This window comes from Citrobacter sp. RHBSTW-00671 (assembly GCF_014103415.1).
In the GTDB taxonomy this organism is placed as follows: domain Bacteria; phylum Pseudomonadota; class Gammaproteobacteria; order Enterobacterales; family Enterobacteriaceae; genus Citrobacter.
Genome location: NZ_JABXPR010000001.1, coordinates 1,431,884 through 1,455,371, shown reverse-complemented (window position 1 = coordinate 1,455,371; position 23,488 = coordinate 1,431,884). Strand labels below are relative to the sequence as shown.

Sequence of the window (23,488 nt, the reverse complement as noted above, 5' to 3'; positions counted from 1 at the left end):
ACAAATCACATTTTCGCTATTTTGTTATATCGTGACATTTATCTTTCCTTTGTTAGACTCAAAATCAGATTGTATTAATTTGAGACTGAGCGCAGATGGAAGAACTTACCTTACCAAAAGATTTTTTATGGGGCGGCGCAGTAGCGGCGCATCAGGTTGAAGGCGGCTGGAACAAAGGTGGCAAAGGCCCCAGCATTTGCGATGTACTGACCGGCGGGGCACACGGCGTTCCACGAGAAATCACCCAGGAAGTCGTGCCCGGTAAATACTACCCCAACCATGAAGCTGTCGATTTTTACGGTCATTACAAAGAAGACATTAAACTGTTTGCCGAAATGGGTTTCAAGTGCTTCCGTACCTCTATCGCATGGACCCGTATCTTCCCGCAAGGTGACGAATTACAACCGAACGAAGAAGGTCTGAAGTTTTACGATGAGATGTTCGATGAATTGCTCAAATACAACATCGAGCCGGTTATCACCCTTTCCCACTTCGAAATGCCGCTGCATCTGGTTCAACAGTACGGTAGCTGGACCAATCGTAAAGTCGTCGATTTCTTTGTTCGTTTTGCTGAAGTGGTCTTTGAGCGCTACAAGCACAAGGTCAAATACTGGATGACCTTCAATGAAATCAACAACCAGCGTAACTGGCGCGCACCACTGTTTGGCTATTGCTGCTCCGGCGTGGTGTATACCGAACATGAAAATCCAGAAGAAACCATGTATCAGGTGCTGCATCACCAGTTTATTGCCAGTGCGCTGGCGGTAAAGGCGGCACGTCGCATCAACCCGGAAATGAAAGTGGGCTGCATGCTGGCGATGGTGCCGCTGTATCCGTTTTCCTGTAAGCCTGAGGATGTGATGTTCGCGCAGGAATCAATGCGTGAACGCTACGTTTTCACCGACGTTCAACTGCGCGGTTACTACCCGTCTTATGTGCTGAACGAATGGGAACGCCGCGAATTCAACATCACGATGGAAGAGGGTGATAAACAAATTCTGCGCGAAGGCACCTGCGACTATCTCGGCTTCAGCTATTACATGACTAACGCAGTAAAAGCAGAAGGCGGCAGCGGCGATGCAATCTCGGGTTTTGAAGGCAGTGTGCCAAACCCACACGTCAAGGCCTCCGACTGGGGCTGGCAGGTAGATCCCGTTGGGCTGCGCTATGCGTTATGCGAACTGTACGAGCGCTATCAGAAACCGCTGTTTATCGTCGAAAACGGTTTTGGTGCCTACGACAAAGTGGAACCAGACGGTAGCATCAACGATGACTATCGTATCGACTATCTGCGTGCTCATGTCGAAGAGATGATGAAAGCGGTAACGTATGATGGCGTGGATCTGATGGGCTACACGCCGTGGGGGTGCATCGACTGCGTCTCGTTCACCACCGGTCAGTACAGCAAACGTTACGGCTTTATCTACGTGAACAAACACGACGACGGCACCGGCGATATGTCGCGTTCGCGCAAGAAAAGTTTTAACTGGTACAAAGAGGTAATTTCCAGCAACGGCGAGAAACTTTGATTTTTGCCGGATGGCGTAAACATCTTATCCAGCCTACAGGTTATGCTCCCGTAGGCCGGATAAGCGCAGCGCCATCCGGCGATTAAATCCTACTTCCCGCCGGCCAGCTCCAGAAAACTGCCCGTTACGTAGGACGCCTTTTCACTCAGCAGCCACACTATCGCCTGCGCGACCTCTTCCGGCTGTCCGCCTCGCTGCATTGGCAACATGGATTTCACGCGATCAACCCTTCCTGGTTCCCCACCTGACGCATGCATCTCAGTGTAGATCAGGCCTGGCCGTACGCAGTTTACACGAATCCCCTGCGCCGCCACTTCCAGCGCCAGTCCGGTCGTTAGCGAATCCACCGCGCCTTTCGATGCGGCATAATCAACGTATTCGAAAGGCGCGCCAAGTCGTGATGCCGCTGAAGAAACATTCACAATCGCCCCGCCTTGCCCCCCGTGCTTGAACGACATCCGTTTCACCGCTTCCCGACAACACAGAAAATAGCCGGTCACATTGGTTGCCAGGACACGGTTGATTCGCTCAGCCGTTAGGTTCTCCACCGTGCTCTGCTCAAACAAAATCCCGGCATTATTGACCAGTGCAGCCAATGGTTCGCTTTCGCGGTCAATCGCGTCAAACATCGCCGCCACCTGACTCTCATCGCTGATATCCGCACGCAGAATGAACGCGTTCCCTCCAGCAGCGATGATGCGATTGACCACCTCTGTTGCGGCGCGAATATTATGATGAAAGTTAACCGCAACCGTGTACCCCGCTTCTGCCAGCTGCAACGCGGTTGCCCGCCCAATACCACGACTGCCGCCAGTAACCAGTGCGATACCCATGCTTTCCTCCAGATATGAAAAAGCCGGGAGGCGGCTTCGCCTTACCCGGCCTGGAAACGGCTTTACTACGCGAAAAAGTTACTGATATTCGCTCATCGGCACGCAGGAGCAGAACAGGTTACGGTCGCCGTAAACGTCATCAAGGCGTTTCACGGTCGGCCAGTATTTGTTTGCCACACCTGCCGGGAAGACGGCGATTTCGCGGCTATAACCGTGGGTCCACTCCGCCACCAGCTCGTTCTGGGTGTGCGGTGCGTTAACCAGCGGGTTATCTTCCAGCGGCCACTCACCGGCTTTCACGCGCTCGATCTCAGCGCGGATAGCCAGCATCGCATTGATAAAGCGATCCAGTTCCACTTTGCCTTCGGATTCCGTTGGTTCGACCATCAGCGTACCCGCAACCGGGAATGACATGGTCGGCGCATGGAAACCGTAATCGATCAGACGCTTGGCAACATCCAGTTCGCTGATGCCGGTCTCTTCTTTCAGAGGGCGAATGTCGAGAATACATTCATGTGCCACACGGCCATCACGACCGGTATACAGCACCGGATATGCATCCTTCAGACGGCTGGCAATGTAGTTGGCATTTAGAATAGCCACCTGGCTTGCCTGCTTCAGGCCTTCTGCCCCCATCATGCGGATGTACATCCAACTGATTGGCAGAATAGATGCGCTACCGAACGGGGCCGCAGAAACTGCGCCCTGACGGGTGAGCATCCCTTCAATCTGTACCACACTGTGGCCCGGCACGAACGGTGCCAGATGCGATTTAACGCCAATCGGTCCCATACCTGGGCCGCCGCCGCCGTGCGGAATGCAGAACGTTTTATGCAGGTTGAGGTGTGAGACATCTGCGCCAATAAAGCCTGGCGAAGTGATACCAACCTGGGCGTTCATGTTCGCGCCATCAAGGTAAACCTGACCGCCAAACTGGTGCACAATTTCGCATACTTCACGGATGGTTTCTTCATAGACGCCGTGCGTAGACGGATAGGTGACCATGATGCAGGAAAGATTTGCAGCATGTTGTTCTGCTTTTTCACGCAGACAGGCAAGGTCGATATTGCCGTTCTTATCACACGCAACAACAACGACCTGCATACCTGCCATTTGAGCAGAGGCCGGGTTGGTACCATGTGCAGAAGCCGGGATCAGGCAGATATCACGATGACCTTCATTACGGCTTTCGTGATAATGACGAATTGCCAGCAGGCCAGCATATTCGCCCTGTGCACCGGAGTTCGGCTGCATGCAAACGGCGTCATAACCGGTCAGTTTAACCAGCCAGTCAGACAGTTGACCTATCATCTGGTGATACCCTTCCGCCTGCTCTGGCGGGCAGAACGGGTGCAGTTCGGCAAATTCCGGCCAGGTGATTGGAATCATCTCAGCTGCCGCATTAAGCTTCATGGTGCAGGAGCCCAGCGGGATCATCGCCTGGTTCAGCGCCAGATCTTTACGCTCCAGCGAGTGCATGTAGCGCATCATTTCAGTTTCGCTATGGTAGCGATTAAATACCGGATGGCTGAGGATTGCGTCATCACGCAGCATGCTGTCCTGAATAGAACGGCTGTCGAGCGCCACGTCTTTATCCAGCGTATCGATATTCAGGCCGTGGCTGTCGCCCAGCAGGACGTTAAACAATTGCACAACATTTTCGCGAGTGGTGGTTTCATCGAGCGTGATACCTACTGCGTTATGAATATCGCTGCGCAGGTTGATTTCAGCCGCTTCAGCACGCGCCAGTACCGCCGCTTTATCGGCCACTTCTACACACAAGGTGTCGAAGTAATGCGCATGTCGCAGCTTCAGCCCTTTCTGTTGCAGACCCGCCGCCAGAATATCGGCCAGGCGGTGGATGCGGTTAGCAATACGTTTCAGGCCTACCGGACCATGATAAACGGCATACAGGCTGGCGATGTTGGCCAGCAGGACCTGCGAGGTACAAATGTTGGAGTTCGCTTTCTCGCGACGGATATGCTGCTCACGAGTCTGCATCGCCATACGCAGTGCGGTATTGCCTGCCGCATCTTTCGATACGCCGATAATACGGCCAGGCATAGAGCGTTTGAATTCATCTTTAGCAGCAAAGAACGCCGCGTGCGGGCCGCCGTAGCCCATCGGTACGCCGAAACGCTGCGCAGAGCCGAACACAATGTCTGCGCCCTGTTTACCCGGCGCGGTCAGCAGAACCAGCGCCATAAAATCGGCAGCGACGCTGACCACGACTTTACGGGATTTCAGTTCAGCAATCAGTGTGCTGTAGTCGTGCACTTCACCAGTAGTTCCAACCTGCTGTAACAGCACGCCGAACACATCCTGGTGATCCAGTGCTTTTTCCGCGTCATCGACGATAACGTCAAAGCCAAAGGTTTCTGCACGAGTACGCACGACATCCAGGGTTTGCGGATGAACATCAGCCGCCACAAAGAAACGGTTGGCGTTTTTCAGTTTACTGACGCGTTTGGCCATCGCCATAGCTTCAGCGGCCGCAGTGGCTTCATCCAGCAGAGAGGCGGAGGCCATATCCAGACCCGTCAGGTCCAGCGTCACTTGCTGGAAGTTCAGCAGCGCTTCCAGACGGCCCTGAGAAACTTCTGGCTGATACGGCGTGTACGCGGTGTACCAACCTGGGTTTTCCAGCATGTTACGCAGGATAACCGGTGGCAACTGCACGGCGGTGTAGCCCATGCCAATGTAGGACGTGAAGCGCTTGTTACGCCCGGCGATGGCTTTTAATTCAGCCAGCGCAGCGTATTCGGTCGCCGCCTCGCCCACCTGCGGCGGGGTTGCGAGCTGAATGTCTTTCGGCACAATCTGGCCGATCAGCGCGTTTAACGACTCGGCGCCAACCGCATTCAGCATCTCTTGCTGCTGCGCGGCGTCCGGTCCGATGTGGCGTTCAATGAAAGCGCCGCTGTTTTCAAGCTGGCTTAACGTCTGTGTCATGGGCGATGGTTCCTGAAACGTGCAGTGAATCGTGATTGTCTCTGTCTACGTGCCCGGTGGCGCTAGCGCTTACCGGGCCTACGCATGCTTTGTAGGCCGGATAAGCGCAGTGCCATCCGGCAAAAGCGTATTTACTCGTCTTCTAACAAAGCTTCATATGCAGTCGCATCCAGCAGCGATTCAATCTCACTTTCATCGCTGGCTTTAATTTTGAAGATCCAGCCACCGGCATACGGCTCGCTGTTAACCAGCTCCGGAGAGTCGCTGAGTGCATCATTCACTGCAACAATCTCACCGCCGACTGGCGCATAAATATCAGATGCCGCTTTTACGGATTCCGCAACGGCGCAGTCATCACCCGCGCTAACGGTCGTGCCAACGTCGGGCAGATCAACGAAAACCATGTCGCCCAGCAGCTCCTGAGCGTGTTCGGTGATACCAACGGTGTAAGAACCGTCAGCTTCTTTGCGCAGCCATTCGTGTTCTTTGCTGTATTTCAGTTCTGCAGGTACGTTGCTCATCAATCAATCTCCAAAAAAGGATGAATTACGCGACGGCTTTGCCGTTACGCACAAAAATAGGTTTAGTGACTTTAACTGGCATTTCGCGGTTACGAATTTGCACAATCGCCGTTTCGCCGATACCCGCAGGAACGCGTGCCAGCGCGATGCTGTAGCCCAACGTTGGGGAGAAGGTTCCGCTGGTGATGATGCCTTCATGCTGGTTGCCCGACGCATCAGTAAAACGAACTGGCAGTTCATTACGCAGCACACCTTTCTCCGTCATGACCAGGCCGACCAGTTTCTCGTGGCCTTTTTCGCGCTGCATTTCCAGCGCTTCACGACCAATAAAGTCGCGATCGGTCGGTTCCCACGCGATAGTCCAGCCCATATTGGCCGCCAGCGGGGAGATACCTTCATCCATCTCCTGACCATACAGGTTCATACCGGCTTCTAAACGCAGCGTATCACGCGCGCCCAGACCGCAAGGCTGAACACCGGCTTCGACCAGCGCACGCCAGAAATCCGCGGCTTTTTCATTCGGCATGGCAATTTCATATCCCGCTTCGCCGGTATAACCCGTGGTCGCGATAAACAAATCACCCGCCTGAACGCCGAAGAACGGTTTCATACCTTCAACAGCATGGCGTTGTTCGTCAGTAAACAGCGTGGCAGCTTTTGCCTGCGCGTTTGGTCCCTGCACCGCGATCAGCGACAGGTCATCACGAACAGTGATGTCGATGGCGTAAGGTTCTGCGTGTTGGGTAATCCAGGAGAGGTCTTTTTCGCGGGTGGCGGAGTTTACAACGAGGCGGAAGAAATCTTCAGTGAAGTAGTAGACAATCAGGTCATCTATCACGCCCCCCGACGCATTGAGCATACCGGAGTAAAGGGCTTTACCTGTCTTCGTTAGCTTCGCGACGTCGTTTGCCAGCAGATAACGCAAGAACTCCCGGGTGCGGCTGCCGCGCAGGTCGACGATGGTCATATGCGACACATCAAACATACCGGCATCGGTGCGGACAGCATGGTGCTCATCGAGCTGAGAACCGTAATGCAGTGGCATCATCCAGCCATGGAAATCAACCATGCGCGCGCCACATAGCGTGTGTTGTTCGTACAAAGGAGTCTGTTGAGCCATCTTTTCCTCGTTGAATAAGCGGGGCTATCAACTCTTTCGTGGTGAAATCTTCGCCACGAAACCCAGCACCACAGCCGCTCCGGGGGCTGCGACGCAAACGTTCTCTTTGGCTTGAACTTACCACTGAAACAGACGCTAAACCATAAGACAAAATTAGCCATCACATTAGCTTATGGCAAAAAATGGCAATCTCATCCACAGAATAAAAAACCAAGAAACAACCATGAAATCAGAACAACCGACAAACAAAACTAAACACACCGCCAGCAATCCATATTAAATGTGGAAAAAATGTGAAAAATGGCGTTATGAAAAAATAGTAATATTAAAAAAACTAATGCGAAAAAAGGCGTGGAATTAGATTATTTCAAATGAGAGAAGCATCCCGGCGCGCACGCCGGGAGAGGAAAGTGTGACGGGTCTCAAACTCTTAAAATTGTCCTGGCGGACGTTAGCGCAACCACTCAGGGAGATCGTTTAACCCCATCGCCTGACGGATGAGTTGTGGTTTTACGCCTGGGAGGGTATCGGCCAGTTTCAGACCTATATCACGCAGCAGTTTCTTCGCCGGGTTCGCGCCGGCAAACAGCTCGCGGAATCCCTGCATACCAGCCAGCATCAGCGCAGCACTGTGCTTACGGCTACGCTCATAGCGACGCAGATAGAGGTACTGACCGATGTCCTTCCCCTGGCGTTGCAGGCGCTTAAGCTCATCAATCAACTCCGCCGCATCCATAAAACCGAGGTTCACGCCCTGTCCTGCCAGCGGATGAATGGTATGCGCCGCATCACCCACCAGCGCCATGCGATGGGCGGCAAACTGACGGGCATAGCGTCCCGTCAGCGGAAACGTCTGGCGTTCGCTTTCAAGCTGGCATAACCCCAGGCGATTATCAAAAGCGATATTCAGCGCCTGATTGAAATCCTCTGCGCTTGCCTGCTGCATACGTTCAGCATCCTGTGGCGAGAGTGACCAGACAATAGAGCACAGATGGGGGTCGCTAAGCGGCAGGAACGCCAGGATACCTTCGCCATGAAACGCCTGACGCGCAACCGCGCCGTGGGCTTCTTGCGTACGGATCGTCGCCACCAGCGCATGATGACGGTAATCCCAGAACGTCAGCGGAATATCCGCTTTGTTGCGCAGCCACGAGTTTGCACCGTCAGCACCAATCACCAGACGGGCGGTCAGCATGGAGCCATCTTTCAGCGTCAGGAACGCCTCGTTTTCTCCCCAGGCCACCTGCTGTAACTCAGCCGGGGCCATCAGCGCGATATCCGCTGAACGCTGCGCTTTTTGCCACAATGCGTAGTGAATCACCGCGTTTTCGACGATATGCCCCAAATGGCTGTAACCCATACTCTGGTCATCAAATTCGATACGCCCAAAGCTGTCTTTATCCCAGACTTCCATCCCGTGGTAGCAACAAGCACGGCGGGCAACAATGTCTGACCATACGCCAAGGCGGGTCAGTAGTTTTTCACTGGCGGCGTTAATGGCCGACACGCGAAGCTGAGGAGGTGCATCCGCCGCCAGAGGCTGCGGAACATGTTGTTCTAACACAGCAACGCGTAATCCGCTGCCCTGTAGACCGCAGGCAACCGCCAGTCCCACCATGCCGCCACCAACAATTGCTACATCAACACTTTGCACTGTTTGCTCCTGAAAATAGGACAATCAAAAACCGTAGGCCGGATAAGGCAAAGCCGCCATCCGTCATCCATTCCGCTACATTGCCTGATGGCGCTGCGCTTATCAGGCCTACTTCTTTAATTCGGCCTACAGGTCATATTTATCGCGCAACCCAACCCAGGGTCCGCTCCGCCAACGCATCGCGCGTGGGTGTGAATAATTCCATCGCCATCAGTCCGGCGTTACGCCCAACGACCAGCGGAGCCCAGCGATTGGCGAACAGATACACCAGACTGTTGGTGACACCAATCGTCGCCTCGCGATCGCGCTGACGACGCTGTTGATAACGCGAAAGCACCGCATAATCGCCCACATCTTCGGCATCATCCCGGGCCTGAGTCAGCGTTTCGGCAAGACTCATGACATCACGAAGCCCAAGGTTAAAACCTTGTCCGGCAATCGGATGCAGCGTCTGCGCCGCATTACCTACCAGCACCGTACGATGGGTAATCGCTTTCAGCGCGGTTGTTAAAGACAGCGGGTAAGCGCTGCGTTTGCCCGCTTGTGTAATGCGACCCAATCGCCAGCCAAATGCGCGTTGCAGTTCGCGGCAAAACTGTTCATCTGACCAGGACATGATCTCTTCACGCTTCTCCAGCGGATGACACCACACCAGCGAGCATCGCCCCTCCGCCATTGGCAACATAGCCAGCGGACCATGCGGTGTGAAACGCTCATAGGCACGCCCGTCGTGAGGAACGGAAGTCGTGACGTTAGCAATGACGGCCAGTTGTTCATACGGCTGTTGCAGCCAGTCAACCCCACAGGCTGTCGCCAACGCAGAGCGCGTGCCGTCTGCTGCTACCAACAGATGCCCCGTAATCGTTTCGCCATTTTCCAGTGTAACATCAACACGTTCTTGCGTGCGCGACACGCTGGCGACACGAGCGGGACAGTGCAATGTGACACCCGGCGCTTTACGCAGCAGCGCAAAAAGACGTAGCCCCACATCGTGCAGTTCTACCACCTGACCGAGCGCTGAAATAGAGTATTCCTGCGCATCCAGCGTGACGAATCCGGCATGCCCACGGTCACTGACGTGTACCGTTTTGATTGCCGTTGCGCAATCGGCAATCGCCTGCCACACGCCGATTCGCGCCAGCTGTTGGCAGGTTCCTGCCGCCAGCGCAATTGCCCGGGCATCAAATCCCGGGTGGCGATCGGTTTCAGGTTCGCTCGCTTCTATCAGATGAACAGGCAGCGTCCCATGGCTCAGCGCTGAAATGGCCAGCGCCAGCGTCGCGCCGACCATGCCGCCACCGACGATAATCACGCTCATTGCAGTCGCGCCGCAGCCATCAGGGCTTCAATGTCTTCCGCCTTCTTGACCACACCAGCGGTCAGGTTTTCGTTACCATCTTCGGTAATAAGGATGTCATCTTCAATACGAATGCCGATACCGCGGTAAGCAGGAGGGACATCAGCATCCGGAGCGATATACAACCCAGGCTCAACCGTGAGCACCATTCCCGGCTCCAGAATACGCGAACGATCCTGACCATAAACACCGACGTCATGAACATCCAGACCCAGCCAGTGGCTGAGACCATGCATAAAGAAAGGGCGGTGCGCATTCTCGGTAATCAACTGATCGACTTCACCGTGCAGGATACCAAGCTTCACCAGGCCGGTAATCATGATGCGCACCACTTCGCCAGTCACCTCCTGAATGGAGGTTCCCGGGCGATACAAACGCAGGCTGGTCTCTAACGACTCCAGCACAATGTCGTAGACTTCACGCTGGGCTGGCGTAAATTTGCCGTTAACCGGGAAGGTACGCGTGATATCGCCCGCGTAGCCTTTGTATTCGCATCCAGCGTCAATCAGCACCAGGTCGCCATCACGCATTTCACTTTCGTTTTCGGTGTAATGCAGGATACAGCCGTTTGCACCGCTGCCAACGATGGTGTTATAGGATGGGTAACGCGCACCATGACGGGTGAATTCGTGGTGAATCTCCCCTTCCAGGTGGTATTCAAACATCCCCGGGCGACATTTTTCCATCGCGCGGGTATGCGCCAGGGCGGTAATTTCCCCAGCCCGGCGCATAACAGCAATCTCTTCTGGCGATTTAAACAGGCGCATCTCATGCACCATCGGACGCCAGTCGATAATTGCGGCAGGCGCGTGCAGATTTTGCCGGGAACCTTTACGCAGCTTATCCAGCGCCGTACTGACTATCTCGTCGGCCCAGGCATATTCACCCTGCGCGTGATACACCGCGTCCAGGCCATTGAGCAACAGGTGCAGCTGTTGGTTGATTTCGCTGAAGGCCAGCGCCCGGTCAACGCCAAGTTTTGCCGGGGCAGCATCCTGGCCCAGACGGCGGCCAAACCAGATCTCTGCAGTCAGGTCGCGAACCCGGTTGAACAAAACGCTGTGGTTATGAGTGTCATCACTTTTAATCAGCACCAGCACGGCTTCAGGTTCGTTAAAACCGGTGAAGTACCAGAAATCACTGCTTTGGCGGTACGGATATTCACTGTCCGCGCTGCGTGTCGCTTCGGGTGCCGCGAAAATTAGCGCGGCGCTCCCGGGCTGCATTTGCGCCAATAATGCCTGGCGACGACGCTGGAATTCTTGCTGAGATATCTCGCTCATCACACTCTCCTTTGCGTTTCGTTCTTAGTGCAGAGTCGGTTTACGGACTTCCGGTGCGGTCGGTTGCTGACGCGTGAATGTGTCATGGCACAGCAACGCGGCAACACGCACGTATTCGATGATCTCTTCGAGCGACATTTCCAGCTCTTCCTGATCTTCGTCTTCGTCATAGCCCAACTGGGCGATATTACGCAGATCATCGATCGCTTCGCCGGTTTCACCGGTCACTTTGTCGAGCTTCGGTTGTGTCACACCGAGGCCCAGCAAAAAGTGGTTTACCCAGCCAGCCAACGCATCGGCGCGATCGAACACGCTAACGTCATCGCCTTCAGGCAGATAAAGCTGAAAAAGGAAGCCATCATCTTCCAGCGCATCGCTGGTGGCAGAGTGCATTTTCAGCAGAGCCTGAGCCAGCTCGTGACCGAAAGCCAGACCTTCGTTCGTCAGGTCGTGCAACAGCGGCTGCCATGAGCTGTCGTTGTTGCCACCGCAAATCATCCCGCTGATCAAACCGTGCATTTCAGCGGGGGTCAATCCGGCCCCTTGTTGGTTCAAAAACTGGCTAACTTCGTTGTAACCAGGCATTTCGTTCTGTATAGACATAAGCATTCGTCATCAAAGGGAGGATATTCATGATATGCTACCACTTTGGACCCTGGTGGACCAGAAAAGGGCTTGTATCTTGATACCAGGGTAGCTATAGTGTCGCCCCTTCGCGGACCCACGGTCTGGAGACGAAGGCAGCGCAGTCAATCAGCAGGAAGGTGGCATGTCTGCACAACCCGTCGATATCCAAATATTTGGCCGTTCACTGCGAGTGAATTGCCCGCCTGAACAAAGGGATGCGTTGAATCAGGCTGCGGACGATCTGAATCAGCGATTGCAAGATCTGAAAGTTCGCACTAGAGTCACAAATACTGAGCAGCTGGTTTTCATCGCCGCGTTGAACATCAGCTATGAATTAACTCAGGAAAAAGCGAAGACGCGTGATTACGCGGCGAGCATGGAACAACGTATTCGGATGCTACAACAGACCATCGAACAAGCGTTGCTTGATCAGGGTCGCATAACCGAAAAAACGGGCCAAAACTTTGAATAACACTTTTCGGTTTACTGTGGTAGAGTGACCGTGAAGACAAAATTTCTCTGAGATGTTTGCAAGCGGGCCAGTCCCCTGAGCCGATATTTCATACCACAAGAATGTGGCGCTCCACGGTTGGTGAGCATGCTCGGCTCGTCCGAGAAGCCTTAAAACTGTGACGACGCATTCACCTTGAACCAAGGGTTCAAGGGTTACAGCCTGCGGCGGCATCTCGGAGATTCCCTTCTACCTGGCAACAGCCATGACACTACTTTCTGAACTTCCTTTATCCCGGCAAGAAATACGTCAACTCATTCGGCAACGCCGTCGTGCATTAACGCCCGATCAACAAGAACATTTCGGCCAGCAAGCCGCGACCCGAATGCTCAGCTATCCCCCTGTTGTACTCGCTCATACCGTGGCGGTATTCCTCTCGTTCGATGGCGAACTCGATACCCAGCCGCTAATAGATCAGCTTTGGCGAGCGGGCAAGCGCGTCTATCTTCCGGTTCTTCATCCCTTCAGCGCCGGTAATTTACTGTTCCTGCACTATCATCCGCACAGCGAGCTAGTCACCAATCGCTTAAAAATCCAGGAGCCACGGCTTGATGTACGCGACGTATTGCCGCTGTCACAGCTGGATGTGCTGATTACGCCGTTAGTGGCGTTTGATGAGGTCGGGCAACGCCTGGGTATGGGAGGTGGATTTTATGACCGTACGTTGCAAAACTGGCAGCAGCATCAGATCCAGCCCGTAGGCTACGCGCACGATTGTCAGCGAGTGGAAAAATTGCCTGTCGAAGAGTGGGATATCCCGCTGCCTGCGGTGGTGACGCCATCCAAAATTTGGGAGTGGTAGCCGTTTTTTGCCGATTGACAGCGCCGTTTTTTTGACCTAAATTCCTCGGTGAAGGGTGAGGGAGGCGAACCTCCCTCCTGCGTACTCTCTGTTAATATGCTGGCCAAGCGATGATTAACAGGATCAGCAGCATGATGACGACTCTCATCATCGTCCCTTTCCTTTTTAAAGCCCCTGCTTCGGTAGGGGCTTTCCCGTTTCAGCGCGATGCTGAGCCTCTATCGTAAATTCCTTTTAGTGCTGTACAACACGCAACGCTGCCTTTAATTACCCATTGCGGCAAGGCTCGAAAACAGAATGTATGCGTTACAGGAAGAGAGGCTGAGGCAGGGAAAGCAAAGGAAAGATGGGCAGGTCAACCGCCTGCCCATATAGAGGAAGTCAGTACAGCAGACGAGCGCGAATGGTTCCCGGCAGGGCTTTCATCGCCAGCAGAGCTTTCTCCGCCACATCTTCATCCGCTTCAATATCGATAACCACGTAACCGACCTGCGCGGAAGTCTGCAGATACTGCGCGGCAATGTTGACGCCCTGCTCGGCAAAAATCTGGTTCAGCGCGGTCAGTACGCCTGGGCGGTTTTCGTGAATGTGCATCAGACGACGACCGCCGTGCAGCGGCAGCGAAACTTCCGGGAAGTTAACGGCAGACAGCGTAGAGCCATTGTCGGAATACTTCGTCAGTTTACCCGCAACTTCCAGGCCGATGTTTTCCTGCGCTTCCAGCGTGGAACCACCGATATGCGGCGTCAGGATCACGTTATCAAAATCACACAGCGGCGAGGTGAACGGATCGCTGTTAGATGCAGGCTCCGTTGGGAAGACATCGATGGCCGCTCCTGCCAGATGTTTCGTTGCCAGCGCATCACACAGCGCAGGGATATCGACAACCGTTCCGCGTGCAGCGTTGATCAGCAGTGCGCCTGGTTTCATCAGCGCAATCTCATGCGCGCCCATCAGATTTTTGGTGGAGGCGTTTTCCGGCACGTGGAGGCTGACCACATCGCTCATATTCAGCAGGTCGGAAAGATGCTGTACCTGCGTGGCGTTGCCCAGCGGCAGTTTATTTTCAATATCATAGAAATAAACGTGCATCCCCAGCGATTCAGCCAGAATACCCAACTGAGTACCAATGTGGCCGTAGCCGATGATCCCCAGTTTTTTGCCACGCGCTTCAAAAGAGCCGGTAGCCAGTTTATTCCACACGCCGCGGTGCGCTTTGGCGTTCGCTTCCGGCACGCCGCGTAGCAGTAGCAGCAGTTCGCCAATCACCAGTTCGGCAACGGAACGCGTGTTAGAGAATGGCGCGTTAAACACGGGGATCCCGCGCTTTGCCGCCGCGCTCAGATCAACCTGATTGGTACCAATGCAGAAGCAGCCAATCGCGACCAGTTTCTCTGCGGCGTCAATCACATCTTCAGTCAGATGGGTTCGGGATCGCAGGCCAATGAAGTGGGCATCACGGATGGACTCTTTCAGCTGTTCGGTGTCCAGAGCGCCTTTGTGAAACTCAATGTTGGTATAACCTGCTGCACGAAGGTTTTCGAGTGCTTTTTGGTGCACACCTTCAACCAGCAGAAATTTAATCTTATCTTTCTCCAGTGATACCTTTGCCATTTCCCGACCCTGTCTTTTTTTGTTCAAACTGATGTGTTGTGTGTGGGATTTTCATCCTCCTCTTCAACATATCAAAAAATAATATTGCGGCAATATGAACGTTTGCGTCGTCATGCTGAGGAAATGTCATTCAGCGGGAATTGTCAGAGGAAAATACTGGCGATAACTTTTTCTTTGGAGGGATCGGCAGGACAATATTATAAACGTGACACAAGTCACCAAATTTGCCCTGCTAAAATTTTTTTAACGGGAGAAGACGCTCCCGTCAGATCATTTTACGATAGTTTTCACGCCGTCCGGTGTGCCAATCAGCGCCACATCCGCACCACGGTTGGCGAACAGACCCACGGTTACTACGCCCGGAATCGCATTGATGGCGTTTTCCATCGCCACGGCGTCGAGGATCTCCAGGCCGTGTACATCAAGGATCACGTTACCATTGTCAGTGACCACGCCCTGACGATATTCAGGACGACCGCCCAACTTCACCAGTTGACGCGCAACTGCGCTACGCGCCATTGGGATCACTTCCACCGGCAGCGGGAAGTTGCCAAGAATATCGACTTCCTTGGACGCGTCCGCGATGCAGATAAATTTCTTCGCCACGGAAGCAATGATTTTTTCGCGCGTCAGCGCAGCGCCGCCGCCTTTGATCATCTGCATATGGCCGTTGATTTCATCCGCGCCATCAACGTATACGCCGAGGCTGTCCACTTCGTTAAGATCGAACACGTGGATGCCAAGGCTTTTCAGCTTTTCAGTCGAGGCGTCCGAGCTGGACACTGCGCCTTCAATCTGACCTTTCATTGTGCCCAGCGCATCAATAAAGTGTGCGGCTGTTGAACCGGTACCTACGCCCACAATGGTGCCGGGCTGTACATACTGAAGTGCCGCCCATCCTACTGCTTTTTTCAGTTCATCCTGCGTCATGATCGTTTCGCCTGTGGTGTGAATATGGTGGGAAAATTCACGCGCATTATAGAACATTGTGCAGAAAAATGTTCCCACACCCGCAAGCTGGCGGCGGATTTCGTCTTTACCCAACCTAAAATTGTGTCATAGTGCAGAACAAGCAAAAATTTCAGGAGTGCGCCAAAGCAATGAAACGTCCGGACTACAGAACACTACAAGCACTGGATGCGGTTATTCGTGAACGAGGATTTGAGCGCGCGGCGCAAAAGCTGTGCATCACGCAATCCGCGGTTTCACAGCGCATAAAACAGCTTGAGAATATGTTCGGACAACCGTTGCTGGTGCGTACCGTCCCCCCGCGCCCTACCGAACAAGGACAAAAGCTTCTGGCCCTGTTGCGCCAGGTTGAACTGCTGGAAGATGAGTGGCTGGGTGATGAACAAACCGGATCCACGCCGCTGCTGCTCTCGCTGGCGGTGAACGCCGACAGCCTGGCGACCTGGTTGCTTCCGGCGCTGGCGCCGGTACTGGCCAATTCACCGATTCGTCTGAACCTGCAGGTTGAAGATGAAACCCGGACCCAGGAACGTCTGCGCCGGGGTGAAGTAGTGGGTGCGGTGAGTATTCAGCATCAGGCACTGCCAAGCTGCCTGGTGGATAAGCTCGGCGCGCTCGACTATCTTTTTGTTGGCTCTAAAGCCTTTGCCGAACGCTACTTCCCTAATGGCGTTACCCGCTCCGCCCTGCTGAAAGCACCAGCGGTGGCTTTTGACCACCTCGACGATATGCATCAGGCCTTCCTGCAGCAGAACTTCGATTTGCCGCCGGGCAGCGTACCGTGCCATATCGTTAACTCGTCTGAAGCCTTCGTCCAGTTGGCGCGTCAGGGCACCACCTGCTGCATGATCCCACACTTACAGATTGAGAAAGAACTGGCAAGCGGCGAGCTTATCGACTTAACGCCGGGCCTGTTCCAGCGCCGGATGCTGTACTGGCATCGCTTTGCGCCGGAAAGCCGCATGATGCGTAACGTCACCGACGCTCTGCTGGCTTACGGTCACAACGTACTGCGCCAGGATTAAACTATTTATTGCCTCTGAGTGCCGGATGGCGGCGTAACGCCTTATCCGGCCTCCCCCCCCCTCTTACCGCTTTTTCATGTTATTCCCTCCACGTCTTTGAAAGACATCACAAAATCAAACACACCATGCGGCAAAAAACGACGCCCTGTTGGCTATTTTTTGCTGGCGACAAGCTGACTGAAAAAGCTCACCGTATTCGTAAAGATTCAACTTATTGCGTAATACGGAGCAAAAAATGGCAAACGTACAGGAGTGGCAAACACTCGCCAATAAAGAACTCAGTCGCCGGGAAAAAACCGTCGAATCGCTGGAAAGACAGACGGCGGAAGGGATTGCCATCAAGCCGCTGTATACCGAGGCCGATCTCGATAATCTGGAAGTAACCGGTACTCTCCCCGGCCTGCCGCCGTATGTGCGCGGTCCGCGTGCCACCATGTATACCGCGCAGCCGTGGACCATTCGCCAGTACGCCGGTTTCTCAACAGCCAAAGAGTCCAACGCCTTTTACCGCCGCAACCTCGCCGCCGGGCAAAAAGGGCTTTCCGTCGCCTTTGATCTTGCCACTCACCGTGGCTATGACTCTGATAATCCTCGTGTGGCGGGTGACGTCGGCAAAGCCGGCGTGGCGATCGATACCGTCGAAGATATGAAGATACTGTTCGACCAGATCCCGCTGGATAAAATGTCCGTCTCAATGACAATGAATGGTGCAGTCCTGCCCGTGTTGGCGTTTTATATTGTGGCGGCGCAGGAGCAAGGCGTGACGCCGGAACAACTCACCGGCACGATTCAGAACGACATACTGAAAGAATATCTGTGTCGTAACACCTACATTTACCCACCGAAGCCCTCAATGCGCATTATCGCCGACATCATCGCCTGGTGTTCTGGCAACATGCCGCGCTTTAATACCATCAGCATCAGCGGCTACCACATGGGCGAAGCCGGCGCGAACTGCGTGCAGCAGGTGGCATTTACGCTGGCTGACGGTATTGAGTACATCAAAGCCGCACTCTCTGCAGGATTGAAAATTGATGACTTTGCCCCGCGCCTGTCATTTTTCTTCGGTATCGGCATGGATCTGTTCATGAATGTCGCCATGTTGCGCGCAGCGCGTTATTTGTGGAGCGAAGCGGTCAGCAGTTTTGGCGCAACCAACCCAAAATCTCTCGCTCTGCGAACCCACTGTCAGACATCCGGCTGGAGCCTGACCGAGCAGGACCCGTACAACAACGTCATTCGCACCACCATCGAAGCACTCGGTGCCACACTCGGCGGTACGCAGTCTTTGCATACCAACGCCTTTGATGAAGCGCTCGGTCTGCCGACGGATTTCTCCGCGCGCATTGCGCGCAATACGCAGATCATCATTCAGGAAGAATCGGAGATCTGCCGCACCGTCGATCCGCTGGCCGGATCGTATTACGTCGAGTCGCTCACCGATCACATCGTTAAGCAGGCACGCACGATCATCAAACAGATCGATGAAGTCGGCGGCATGGCGAAAGCGATCGAAGCCGGGTTGCCGAAACGGATGATCGAAGAAGCCTCGGCACGTGAGCAATCGCTGATCGACCAGGGCAAGCGCGTCATCGTTGGCGTGAACAAGTACAAACTGGATAAAGAAGACGAGACGTCTGTGCTGGAGATCGACAACGTGAAGGTGCGTAACGAGCAGATTGCTTCGTTGCAGCATATCCGCGCTACACGTGACAATGATGCCGTCAAAACTGCACTGTCAGCGCTGACCCACGCCGCACAGCACAATGAAAACTTGTTGGCCGCGGCGATTAGCGCCGCCCGTGTTCGCGCCACGCTGGGTGAAATCTCCGACGCGCTGGAGGTTGCCTTTGACCGCTATCTGGTTCCCAGCCAGTGCGTTACCGGGGTCATTGCGCAAAGCTATCACCAGTCTGATAAATCCGCCGATGAGTTTGACGCTATCGTTGCGCAAACAGAGCAATTTCTGGCTGAGCATGGCCGTCGCCCGCGCATTCTAATCGCCAAGATGGGCCAGGACGGCCACGATCGCGGCGCGAAGGTGATCGCCAGCGCCTACTCCGACCTCGGATTCGATGTTGATCTCAGTCCGATGTTCTCCACACCGGAAGAGATTGCCCGCCTGGCAGTAGAAAACGATGTGCATGTGATTGGCGCATCATCACTGGCAGCAGGTCATAAAACGCTAATCCCGGAACTGGTCACCGCGCTCAAAAACTGGGGGCGCGAAGATATCTGCGTGGTCGCAGGAGGGGTTATCCCGCCGCAGGATTACGCCTTCCTGCACGAACGTGGTGTCGCTGCCATTTATGGCCCTGGTACGCCAATGCTCGACAGCGTCCGCGATGTGTTAACCCGCATTAACCAACATCATGATTAACGCCGCCACGCTTGAGGATACCGTCCGGCGCCTGCGCCTGGGTGAGCGCGCCACGCTTGAGGATACCGTCCGGCGCCTGCGCCTGGGTGAGCGCGCCACGCTCGCGCAGGCGATGACGCTGGTCGAAAGTAGCCATCCGCGCCACCAGCCGCTGAGTACGCAGTTGCTGGACGCAATTATGCCGTTCACCGGTAACGCCCTGCGTTTGGGGATCACCGGTACGCCGGGCGCGGGCAAAAGCACGTTCCTGGAAGCGTTCGGTATGCTGTTGATCCGCCACGGATTGCGGGTAGCAGTTATTGCAGTCGATCCCAGCAGCCCGGTTAGCGGCGGCAGCATTCTGGGTGATAAAACCAGGATGACGGAGCTTGCCCGCGCAGAATCTGCGTTTATTCGCCCGGTGCCTTCCGGCGGGCATTTAGGCGGCGCCAGCCAGCGTGCGCGTGAGTTAATGCTGCTGTGCGAAGCGGCGGGATTTGACGTGGTGATTGTGGAAACCGTCGGCGTCGGGCAGTCCGAAACCGAAGTGGCCCGGATGGTAGATTGTTTTATCTCGTTGCAGATAGCCGGCGGCGGTGACGAGCTACAGGGCATCAAGAAAGGGATGATGGAGATGGCTGACCTGATCGTTGTCAACAAAGATGACGGTGATAACCGCAGCAACGTCGCCATTACCCGCCACATGTATCAATCCGCCCTGCACATTCTGCGCCGCAAGTATGACGAGTGGCAGCCGCAGGTTCTGACCTGTAGTGCGCTCGAAAAGCGTGGCATCGAGGAAATCTGGCAGACGATAACCGACTTCAGAACGCGTCTTACCACCAGCGGTCGGCTGGAAAAAGTGCGTCAACAACAGGCGGTTGAGTGGATACAGAAACAGGCTGAAGAAGAGGCGCTGCATCTGCTGTTTGCCTGTACGGATTTCGACCGCTATTTCCAGCAAACGCTACAGTCCGTGAAAAACAATGATCTTTCGCCGCGCACCGGGCTGCGGCACATCAGCGAATTTATCCAGCATCATTACTTTGAATAAAGAGAACATTATGTCTTATCAATACGTCAACGTTGTCATCATCCAGAAAGTCGCGGTCATTGAATTCAACTATGCCCGCAAGCTCAATGCCCTGAGTAAAGTATTTATCGACGATCTGATACAGGCGCTGAGCGATCTCAATCGCCCGGAAATTCGCTGCATTATTCTGCGCGCACCAAGCGGGGCAAAAGTGTTCTCTGCCGGGCATGACATTCATGAACTCCCAACCGGACGTCGCGATCCCCTCTCCTATGACGATCCGCTGCGTCAGATAACCCGCATGATCCAAAAATATCCGAAACCCGTGATCTCCATGGTTGAAGGCAGCGTCTGGGGAGGGGCATTTGAGATGATCATGAGTTCCGATCTGATTATCTCCGCTGAAACGTCCACCTTTTCGATGACGCCAGTCAACCTTGGTGTGCCCTATAACCTGGTGGGCATCCACAACCTGACCCGTGACGCTGGCTTTCATATCGTGAAAGAGCTGATTTTTACCGCCTCGCCCATTACAGCACAACGCGCCATGGCCGTCGGGATACTTAACCATGTCGTCCCTGTCGACGAACTGGAAGATTTCACCTTGCAAATGGCGCACCACATCTCAGAAAAAGCGCCGCTGGCGATCGCCGTTATCAAAGAAGAGCTGCGCGTGCTGGGTGAAGCACACACTATGAATTCCGACGAGTTCGAACGTATCCAGGGTATGCGTCGCGCGGTGTACGACAGCGAGGACTATCAGGAAGGGATGAATGCGTTTATGGAAAAACGTAAACCGAATTTTATCGGCCACTAATTGCGGTCAGAGAAAGGAGAGAGCCATGAAACGGATGAGCGCTGAAGAAGCGGCAGAAATTATCCAACACGATGATATGGTGGCATTTAGCGGATTCACACCAGCAGGCTCACCAAAAGCATTGCCGACAGCGCTTGCCCGACGCGCCTGCGAACAGCATCAGGCCGGGCAGCCCTTTCAGATTCGGTTACTGACTGGGGCGTCAATTGGCGCTGCTGCTGACGATGCATTATCAGAGGCAGATGCCGTTTCATGGCGTGCGCCTTATCAAACCTCCTCCGGCCTGCGCGAGAAAATTAACCAGGGCCAGGTGAGATTTGTCGATCTCCATCTGAGTGAGGTTGCGCAGATGGTCAATTACGGCTTTTTTGGCGAGATTGATATTGCCGTTATTGAAGCTTCAGCCGTCGCGCCAGATGGACGGATTTGGCTCACCAGCGGGATCGGCAATGCGCCAACCTGGCTGCTGCGGGCAAAAAAAGTGGTAATCGAACTGAACCACTATCATAACCCGCGTGTGGCAGAGCTTGCCGACATTGTTATTCCAGGCGCGCCACCGCGGCGGAACAGCGTACCCATCTTTCATACCATGGATCGTGTAGGGACACAGTGCGTGCAGGTAGACCCGAAAAAGGTCGTTGCGATAGTGGATACCGAGCTGCCAGATGCCGGTGATGCGTCAGATAAAACCAATCCGGTCAGCCAGCAAATTGCCGATAACGTAGTCACCTTTCTGCTGGCAGAAATGGCGCACAAACGTATTCCACCTGAGTTTTTGCCCCTGCAGAGCGGCGTGGGCAATATCAATAACGCAGTGATGGCACGACTGGGGGAAAACCCGGATATTCCGCCCTTTATGATGTATTCGGAGGTGCTGCAGGAATCGGTGGTGCATCTGCTGGAAACAGGGAAAGTAACCGGCGCCAGCGCCTCCAGCCTGACCATTTCCGCCCCATCGCTGCAAAAGATCTACAACAACATGGATTTCTTCAGCAGCCGGATTGTGTTGCGCCCGCAGGAGATCTCCAACAATCCGGAGATTATCCGTCGTCTGGGGGTGATTGCGCTTAATGTCGGCCTGGAGTTTGATATTTATGGCCATGCTAACTCCACGCATGTCGCGGGGGTCAATCTGATGAACGGTATTGGCGGTAGCGGCGATTTCGAACGTAACGCCTATCTGTCGATTTTTATGGCCCCGTCAATCGCCAAAGGCGGGAAAATATCCACTATTGTGCCGATGTGCAGCCATGTCGATCACAGCGAGCATAGTGTGAAAGTGATCGTCACTGAACAGGGCATTGCCGATCTGCGCGGGCTATCTCCTCTGCAACGGGCACATACCATCATCGACAACTGTGCTCATCCGCTGTACCGGGACTACCTGCACCACTATCTGGAAAAGGCGCCCGGTGGGCATATTCATCACGATCTCAGTCATGCCTTCGATCTGCATCGCAACCTTCTCGAGACCGGTTCCATGCTGGGTTAAGTTGCCGTACCGTCACGATCCTCAGCAATATGCTGGAGCATCGTGGCGGTATAGCGATGATTTTTCAGCGAATAGAGAAACTCCTGCATGTACATTGGACTGCCGGGGGCATCGAAATATTTCAACGTTGAAGGATTCACCAGTCGCCAGGCAAAATGCGGGATGACCGTCAGAAACTGGCCCCGCTCCACGGCGCTGATCTTGGCCATAAAGCTGTACGGGCGATAGATAATCGTCGGATTGATCCCACAGGGACGCATGTAAGCATCCAGCATCGCCTCAAAGTTGGCGCGATTCTGGAAGCGCATCTGCAACCAGGGCAGCTCACGCAGCAAATCCTGTGGCTGTTTTTCTTCGTAACGCCGGGATACCAGAAACCCCAGGCGTAACGGCGGTAATTCACTTACTGCCAGATTATCCAGCTCCTGCACCCGGGGAGACACACGCTGCGGCGAGATAATAAAATCAAGCTGTCGGTCGAACAGATTATCAATCACCCCATTTTCACTGAACTCGACGGCCTGGGCGCTGATACCATCGTACTTATCGCCAAGGCTAATCAGCTGGTCAAAAATAATGGTTGGATAGGTATTGTCGATGCCGATGACGATTTCCCGCGAGCGACGAGAGGCATTATGGATTTCGTTATCAATAGCAGATAGCCGCTGATAGACGGGAAATAATTTCTGATACAGCTCCTGACCGGCTTTGTTCAGACTGATGTTGTTATCTTTACGGGTAAACAGCGTATAGCCGATTTGATCTTCCAGTGCAGCAATGCTTTTGCCAAACGGCGATGCGGTCATGTGTATTTTTTCTGCCGCTCTGGCGATGTTATTCGTTTGCGCCAGCAGAATGAAATTACGCATCTTTTTCGAGATAAAAATATCCATAGTCACCTCATAAAATCACTACGGCATATCCTCATCAAGACAAAAAAAAGACTCGCGATGCGGTCGCATTTTTACAGTTGTTCACAGAAAAAACCCG

Annotated in this window: 19 protein-coding genes and 1 other RNA gene; 9 read left to right on the top strand and 11 right to left on the bottom strand. The window is 54.1% G+C overall.

Annotated features, from left to right (window positions below):
* Positions 1–95: 95 nt before the first annotated feature.
* Positions 96–1,529, top strand: a complete 1,434-nt coding sequence (gene bglA / locus HV261_RS06975) for a 6-phospho-beta-glucosidase BglA (RefSeq protein WP_202037820.1) — start codon at positions 96–98, stop codon at positions 1,527–1,529.
* Between the two features lie 89 nt (positions 1,530–1,618).
* Here bglA and HV261_RS06970 read toward each other — a convergent pair whose 3' ends face one another.
* From HV261_RS06970 to HV261_RS06935, 8 genes are all read right to left on the bottom strand, one after another.
* Positions 1,619–2,362: an SDR family oxidoreductase gene (locus HV261_RS06970; protein ID WP_202037819.1), complete on the bottom strand. Its 744-nt coding sequence runs from the start codon at positions 2,360–2,362 to the stop codon at positions 1,619–1,621.
* Between the two features lie 78 nt (positions 2,363–2,440).
* Positions 2,441–5,314: an aminomethyl-transferring glycine dehydrogenase gene (gcvP, locus tag HV261_RS06965; RefSeq protein WP_202037818.1), complete on the bottom strand. Its 2,874-nt coding sequence runs from the start codon at positions 5,312–5,314 to the stop codon at positions 2,441–2,443.
* Positions 5,315–5,445: 131 nt separating this feature from the next.
* Positions 5,446–5,835: a glycine cleavage system protein GcvH gene (gene gcvH / locus HV261_RS06960; RefSeq protein ID WP_137382650.1), complete on the bottom strand. Its 390-nt coding sequence runs from the start codon at positions 5,833–5,835 to the stop codon at positions 5,446–5,448.
* Between the two features lie 25 nt (positions 5,836–5,860).
* Positions 5,861–6,955: a glycine cleavage system aminomethyltransferase GcvT gene (gene gcvT / locus HV261_RS06955; RefSeq protein WP_202037817.1), complete on the bottom strand. Its 1,095-nt coding sequence runs from the start codon at positions 6,953–6,955 to the stop codon at positions 5,861–5,863.
* A gap of 451 nt (positions 6,956–7,406) precedes the next feature.
* On the bottom strand, positions 7,407–8,609 hold the full coding sequence (gene ubiI / locus HV261_RS06950; RefSeq protein ID WP_202037816.1) for an FAD-dependent 2-octaprenylphenol hydroxylase: 1,203 nt from the start codon (positions 8,607–8,609) through the stop codon (positions 7,407–7,409).
* 139 nt (positions 8,610–8,748) lie between these two features.
* Positions 8,749–9,927 carry a 2-octaprenyl-6-methoxyphenyl hydroxylase gene (gene ubiH / locus HV261_RS06945; RefSeq protein ID WP_202037815.1) on the bottom strand — a complete coding sequence of 393 codons (1,179 nt, stop codon included), beginning with the start codon at positions 9,925–9,927 and terminating at the stop codon, positions 8,749–8,751.
* Entirely contained in the window at positions 9,924–11,249 is a 1,326-nt protein-coding gene (pepP, locus tag HV261_RS06940; RefSeq protein ID WP_202037814.1) for a Xaa-Pro aminopeptidase, read from the bottom strand. The genes ubiH and pepP overlap by 4 nt, the downstream gene beginning before the upstream one ends.
* 24 nt (positions 11,250–11,273) lie before the next feature.
* Entirely contained in the window at positions 11,274–11,852 is a 579-nt protein-coding gene (locus HV261_RS06935; RefSeq protein WP_003026978.1) for a YecA/YgfB family protein, read from the bottom strand.
* Positions 11,853–12,018: 166 nt separating this feature from the next.
* Between HV261_RS06935 and zapA the strand changes: the two genes are divergently transcribed.
* From zapA to HV261_RS06920, 3 genes are all read left to right on the top strand, one after another.
* Positions 12,019–12,348, top strand: a complete 330-nt coding sequence (gene zapA / locus HV261_RS06930) for a cell division protein ZapA (RefSeq protein ID WP_006686880.1) — start codon at positions 12,019–12,021, stop codon at positions 12,346–12,348.
* A gap of 41 nt (positions 12,349–12,389) precedes the next feature.
* Positions 12,390–12,573: non-coding RNA, 6S RNA (gene ssrS, locus HV261_RS06925), on the top strand.
* A gap of 19 nt (positions 12,574–12,592) precedes the next feature.
* Positions 12,593–13,189 carry a 5-formyltetrahydrofolate cyclo-ligase gene (locus tag HV261_RS06920; protein WP_202037813.1) on the top strand — a complete coding sequence of 199 codons (597 nt, stop codon included), beginning with the start codon at positions 12,593–12,595 and terminating at the stop codon, positions 13,187–13,189.
* Positions 13,190–13,570: 381 nt separating this feature from the next.
* On the opposite strand, the gene serA is transcribed toward HV261_RS06920, so the two are convergent.
* Both serA and rpiA read right to left on the bottom strand, forming a co-directional pair.
* Positions 13,571–14,803: a phosphoglycerate dehydrogenase gene (gene serA / locus HV261_RS06915; RefSeq protein WP_137382644.1), complete on the bottom strand. Its 1,233-nt coding sequence runs from the start codon at positions 14,801–14,803 to the stop codon at positions 13,571–13,573.
* Positions 14,804–15,073: 270 nt separating this feature from the next.
* Positions 15,074–15,733, bottom strand: coding sequence for a ribose-5-phosphate isomerase RpiA (rpiA, locus tag HV261_RS06910; RefSeq protein ID WP_003026986.1), 660 nt, complete (start codon positions 15,731–15,733; stop codon positions 15,074–15,076).
* A 170-nt stretch (positions 15,734–15,903) separates the two neighbouring features.
* Between rpiA and argP the strand changes: the two genes are divergently transcribed.
* The 5 genes from argP (at position 15,904) to scpC (ending at position 22,498) form a co-directional block, all read left to right on the top strand.
* Positions 15,904–16,797: a DNA-binding transcriptional regulator ArgP gene (gene argP, locus HV261_RS06905; RefSeq protein ID WP_137382643.1), complete on the top strand. Its 894-nt coding sequence runs from the start codon at positions 15,904–15,906 to the stop codon at positions 16,795–16,797.
* A gap of 235 nt (positions 16,798–17,032) precedes the next feature.
* Positions 17,033–19,177 carry a methylmalonyl-CoA mutase gene (gene scpA / locus HV261_RS06900; protein WP_202037812.1) on the top strand — a complete coding sequence of 715 codons (2,145 nt, stop codon included), beginning with the start codon at positions 17,033–17,035 and terminating at the stop codon, positions 19,175–19,177.
* A 37-nt stretch (positions 19,178–19,214) separates the two neighbouring features.
* Positions 19,215–20,210, top strand: a complete 996-nt coding sequence (gene meaB, locus HV261_RS06895) for a methylmalonyl Co-A mutase-associated GTPase MeaB (RefSeq protein WP_202039665.1) — start codon at positions 19,215–19,217, stop codon at positions 20,208–20,210.
* A 10-nt stretch (positions 20,211–20,220) separates the two neighbouring features.
* On the top strand, positions 20,221–21,006 hold the full coding sequence (scpB, locus tag HV261_RS06890) for a methylmalonyl-CoA decarboxylase (RefSeq protein WP_202037811.1): 786 nt from the start codon (positions 20,221–20,223) through the stop codon (positions 21,004–21,006).
* A 25-nt stretch (positions 21,007–21,031) separates the two neighbouring features.
* A complete protein-coding gene (scpC, locus tag HV261_RS06885; protein WP_202037810.1) occupies positions 21,032–22,498 on the top strand; it encodes a succinyl-CoA:acetate CoA-transferase ScpC in 1,467 nt (488 codons plus the stop codon).
* On the opposite strand, the gene srsR is transcribed toward scpC, so the two are convergent.
* Positions 22,495–23,391, bottom strand: coding sequence for a LysR family transcriptional regulator SrsR (gene srsR, locus HV261_RS06880; protein ID WP_202037809.1), 897 nt, complete (start codon positions 23,389–23,391; stop codon positions 22,495–22,497). The two genes, scpC and srsR, sit on opposite strands and share 4 nt — an antisense overlap.
* Positions 23,392–23,488 lie beyond the last annotated feature (97 nt).

What these genes read in the sequence shown, in the direction of transcription:
- HV261_RS06935 (WP_003026978.1), bottom strand. Translation starts at nt 11,852, where the DNA reads ATGTCTATACAGAACGAAATGCCTGGTTACAACGAAGTTAGCCAGTTT.
- gcvH (WP_137382650.1), bottom strand. Translation starts at nt 5,835, where the DNA reads ATGAGCAACGTACCTGCAGAACTGAAATACAGCAAAGAACACGAATGG.
- scpC (WP_202037810.1), top strand. Translation starts at nt 21,032, where the DNA reads ATGAAACGGATGAGCGCTGAAGAAGCGGCAGAAATTATCCAACACGAT.
- HV261_RS06970 (WP_202037819.1), bottom strand. Translation starts at nt 2,362, where the DNA reads ATGGGTATCGCACTGGTTACTGGCGGCAGTCGTGGTATTGGGCGGGCA.
- zapA (WP_006686880.1), top strand. Translation starts at nt 12,019, where the DNA reads ATGTCTGCACAACCCGTCGATATCCAAATATTTGGCCGTTCACTGCGA.
- bglA (WP_202037820.1), top strand. Translation starts at nt 96, where the DNA reads ATGGAAGAACTTACCTTACCAAAAGATTTTTTATGGGGCGGCGCAGTA.
- ubiH (WP_202037815.1), bottom strand. Translation starts at nt 9,927, where the DNA reads ATGAGCGTGATTATCGTCGGTGGCGGCATGGTCGGCGCGACGCTGGCG.
- pepP (WP_202037814.1), bottom strand. Translation starts at nt 11,249, where the DNA reads ATGAGCGAGATATCTCAGCAAGAATTCCAGCGTCGTCGCCAGGCATTA.
- scpB (WP_202037811.1), top strand. Translation starts at nt 20,221, where the DNA reads ATGTCTTATCAATACGTCAACGTTGTCATCATCCAGAAAGTCGCGGTC.
- rpiA (WP_003026986.1), bottom strand. Translation starts at nt 15,733, where the DNA reads ATGACGCAGGATGAACTGAAAAAAGCAGTAGGATGGGCGGCACTTCAG.
- scpA (WP_202037812.1), top strand. Translation starts at nt 17,033, where the DNA reads ATGGCAAACGTACAGGAGTGGCAAACACTCGCCAATAAAGAACTCAGT.
- gcvP (WP_202037818.1), bottom strand. Translation starts at nt 5,314, where the DNA reads ATGACACAGACGTTAAGCCAGCTTGAAAACAGCGGCGCTTTCATTGAA.
- gcvT (WP_202037817.1), bottom strand. Translation starts at nt 6,955, where the DNA reads ATGGCTCAACAGACTCCTTTGTACGAACAACACACGCTATGTGGCGCG.
- HV261_RS06920 (WP_202037813.1), top strand. Translation starts at nt 12,593, where the DNA reads ATGACACTACTTTCTGAACTTCCTTTATCCCGGCAAGAAATACGTCAA.
- serA (WP_137382644.1), bottom strand. Translation starts at nt 14,803, where the DNA reads ATGGCAAAGGTATCACTGGAGAAAGATAAGATTAAATTTCTGCTGGTT.
- argP (WP_137382643.1), top strand. Translation starts at nt 15,904, where the DNA reads ATGAAACGTCCGGACTACAGAACACTACAAGCACTGGATGCGGTTATT.
- srsR (WP_202037809.1), bottom strand. Translation starts at nt 23,391, where the DNA reads ATGGATATTTTTATCTCGAAAAAGATGCGTAATTTCATTCTGCTGGCG.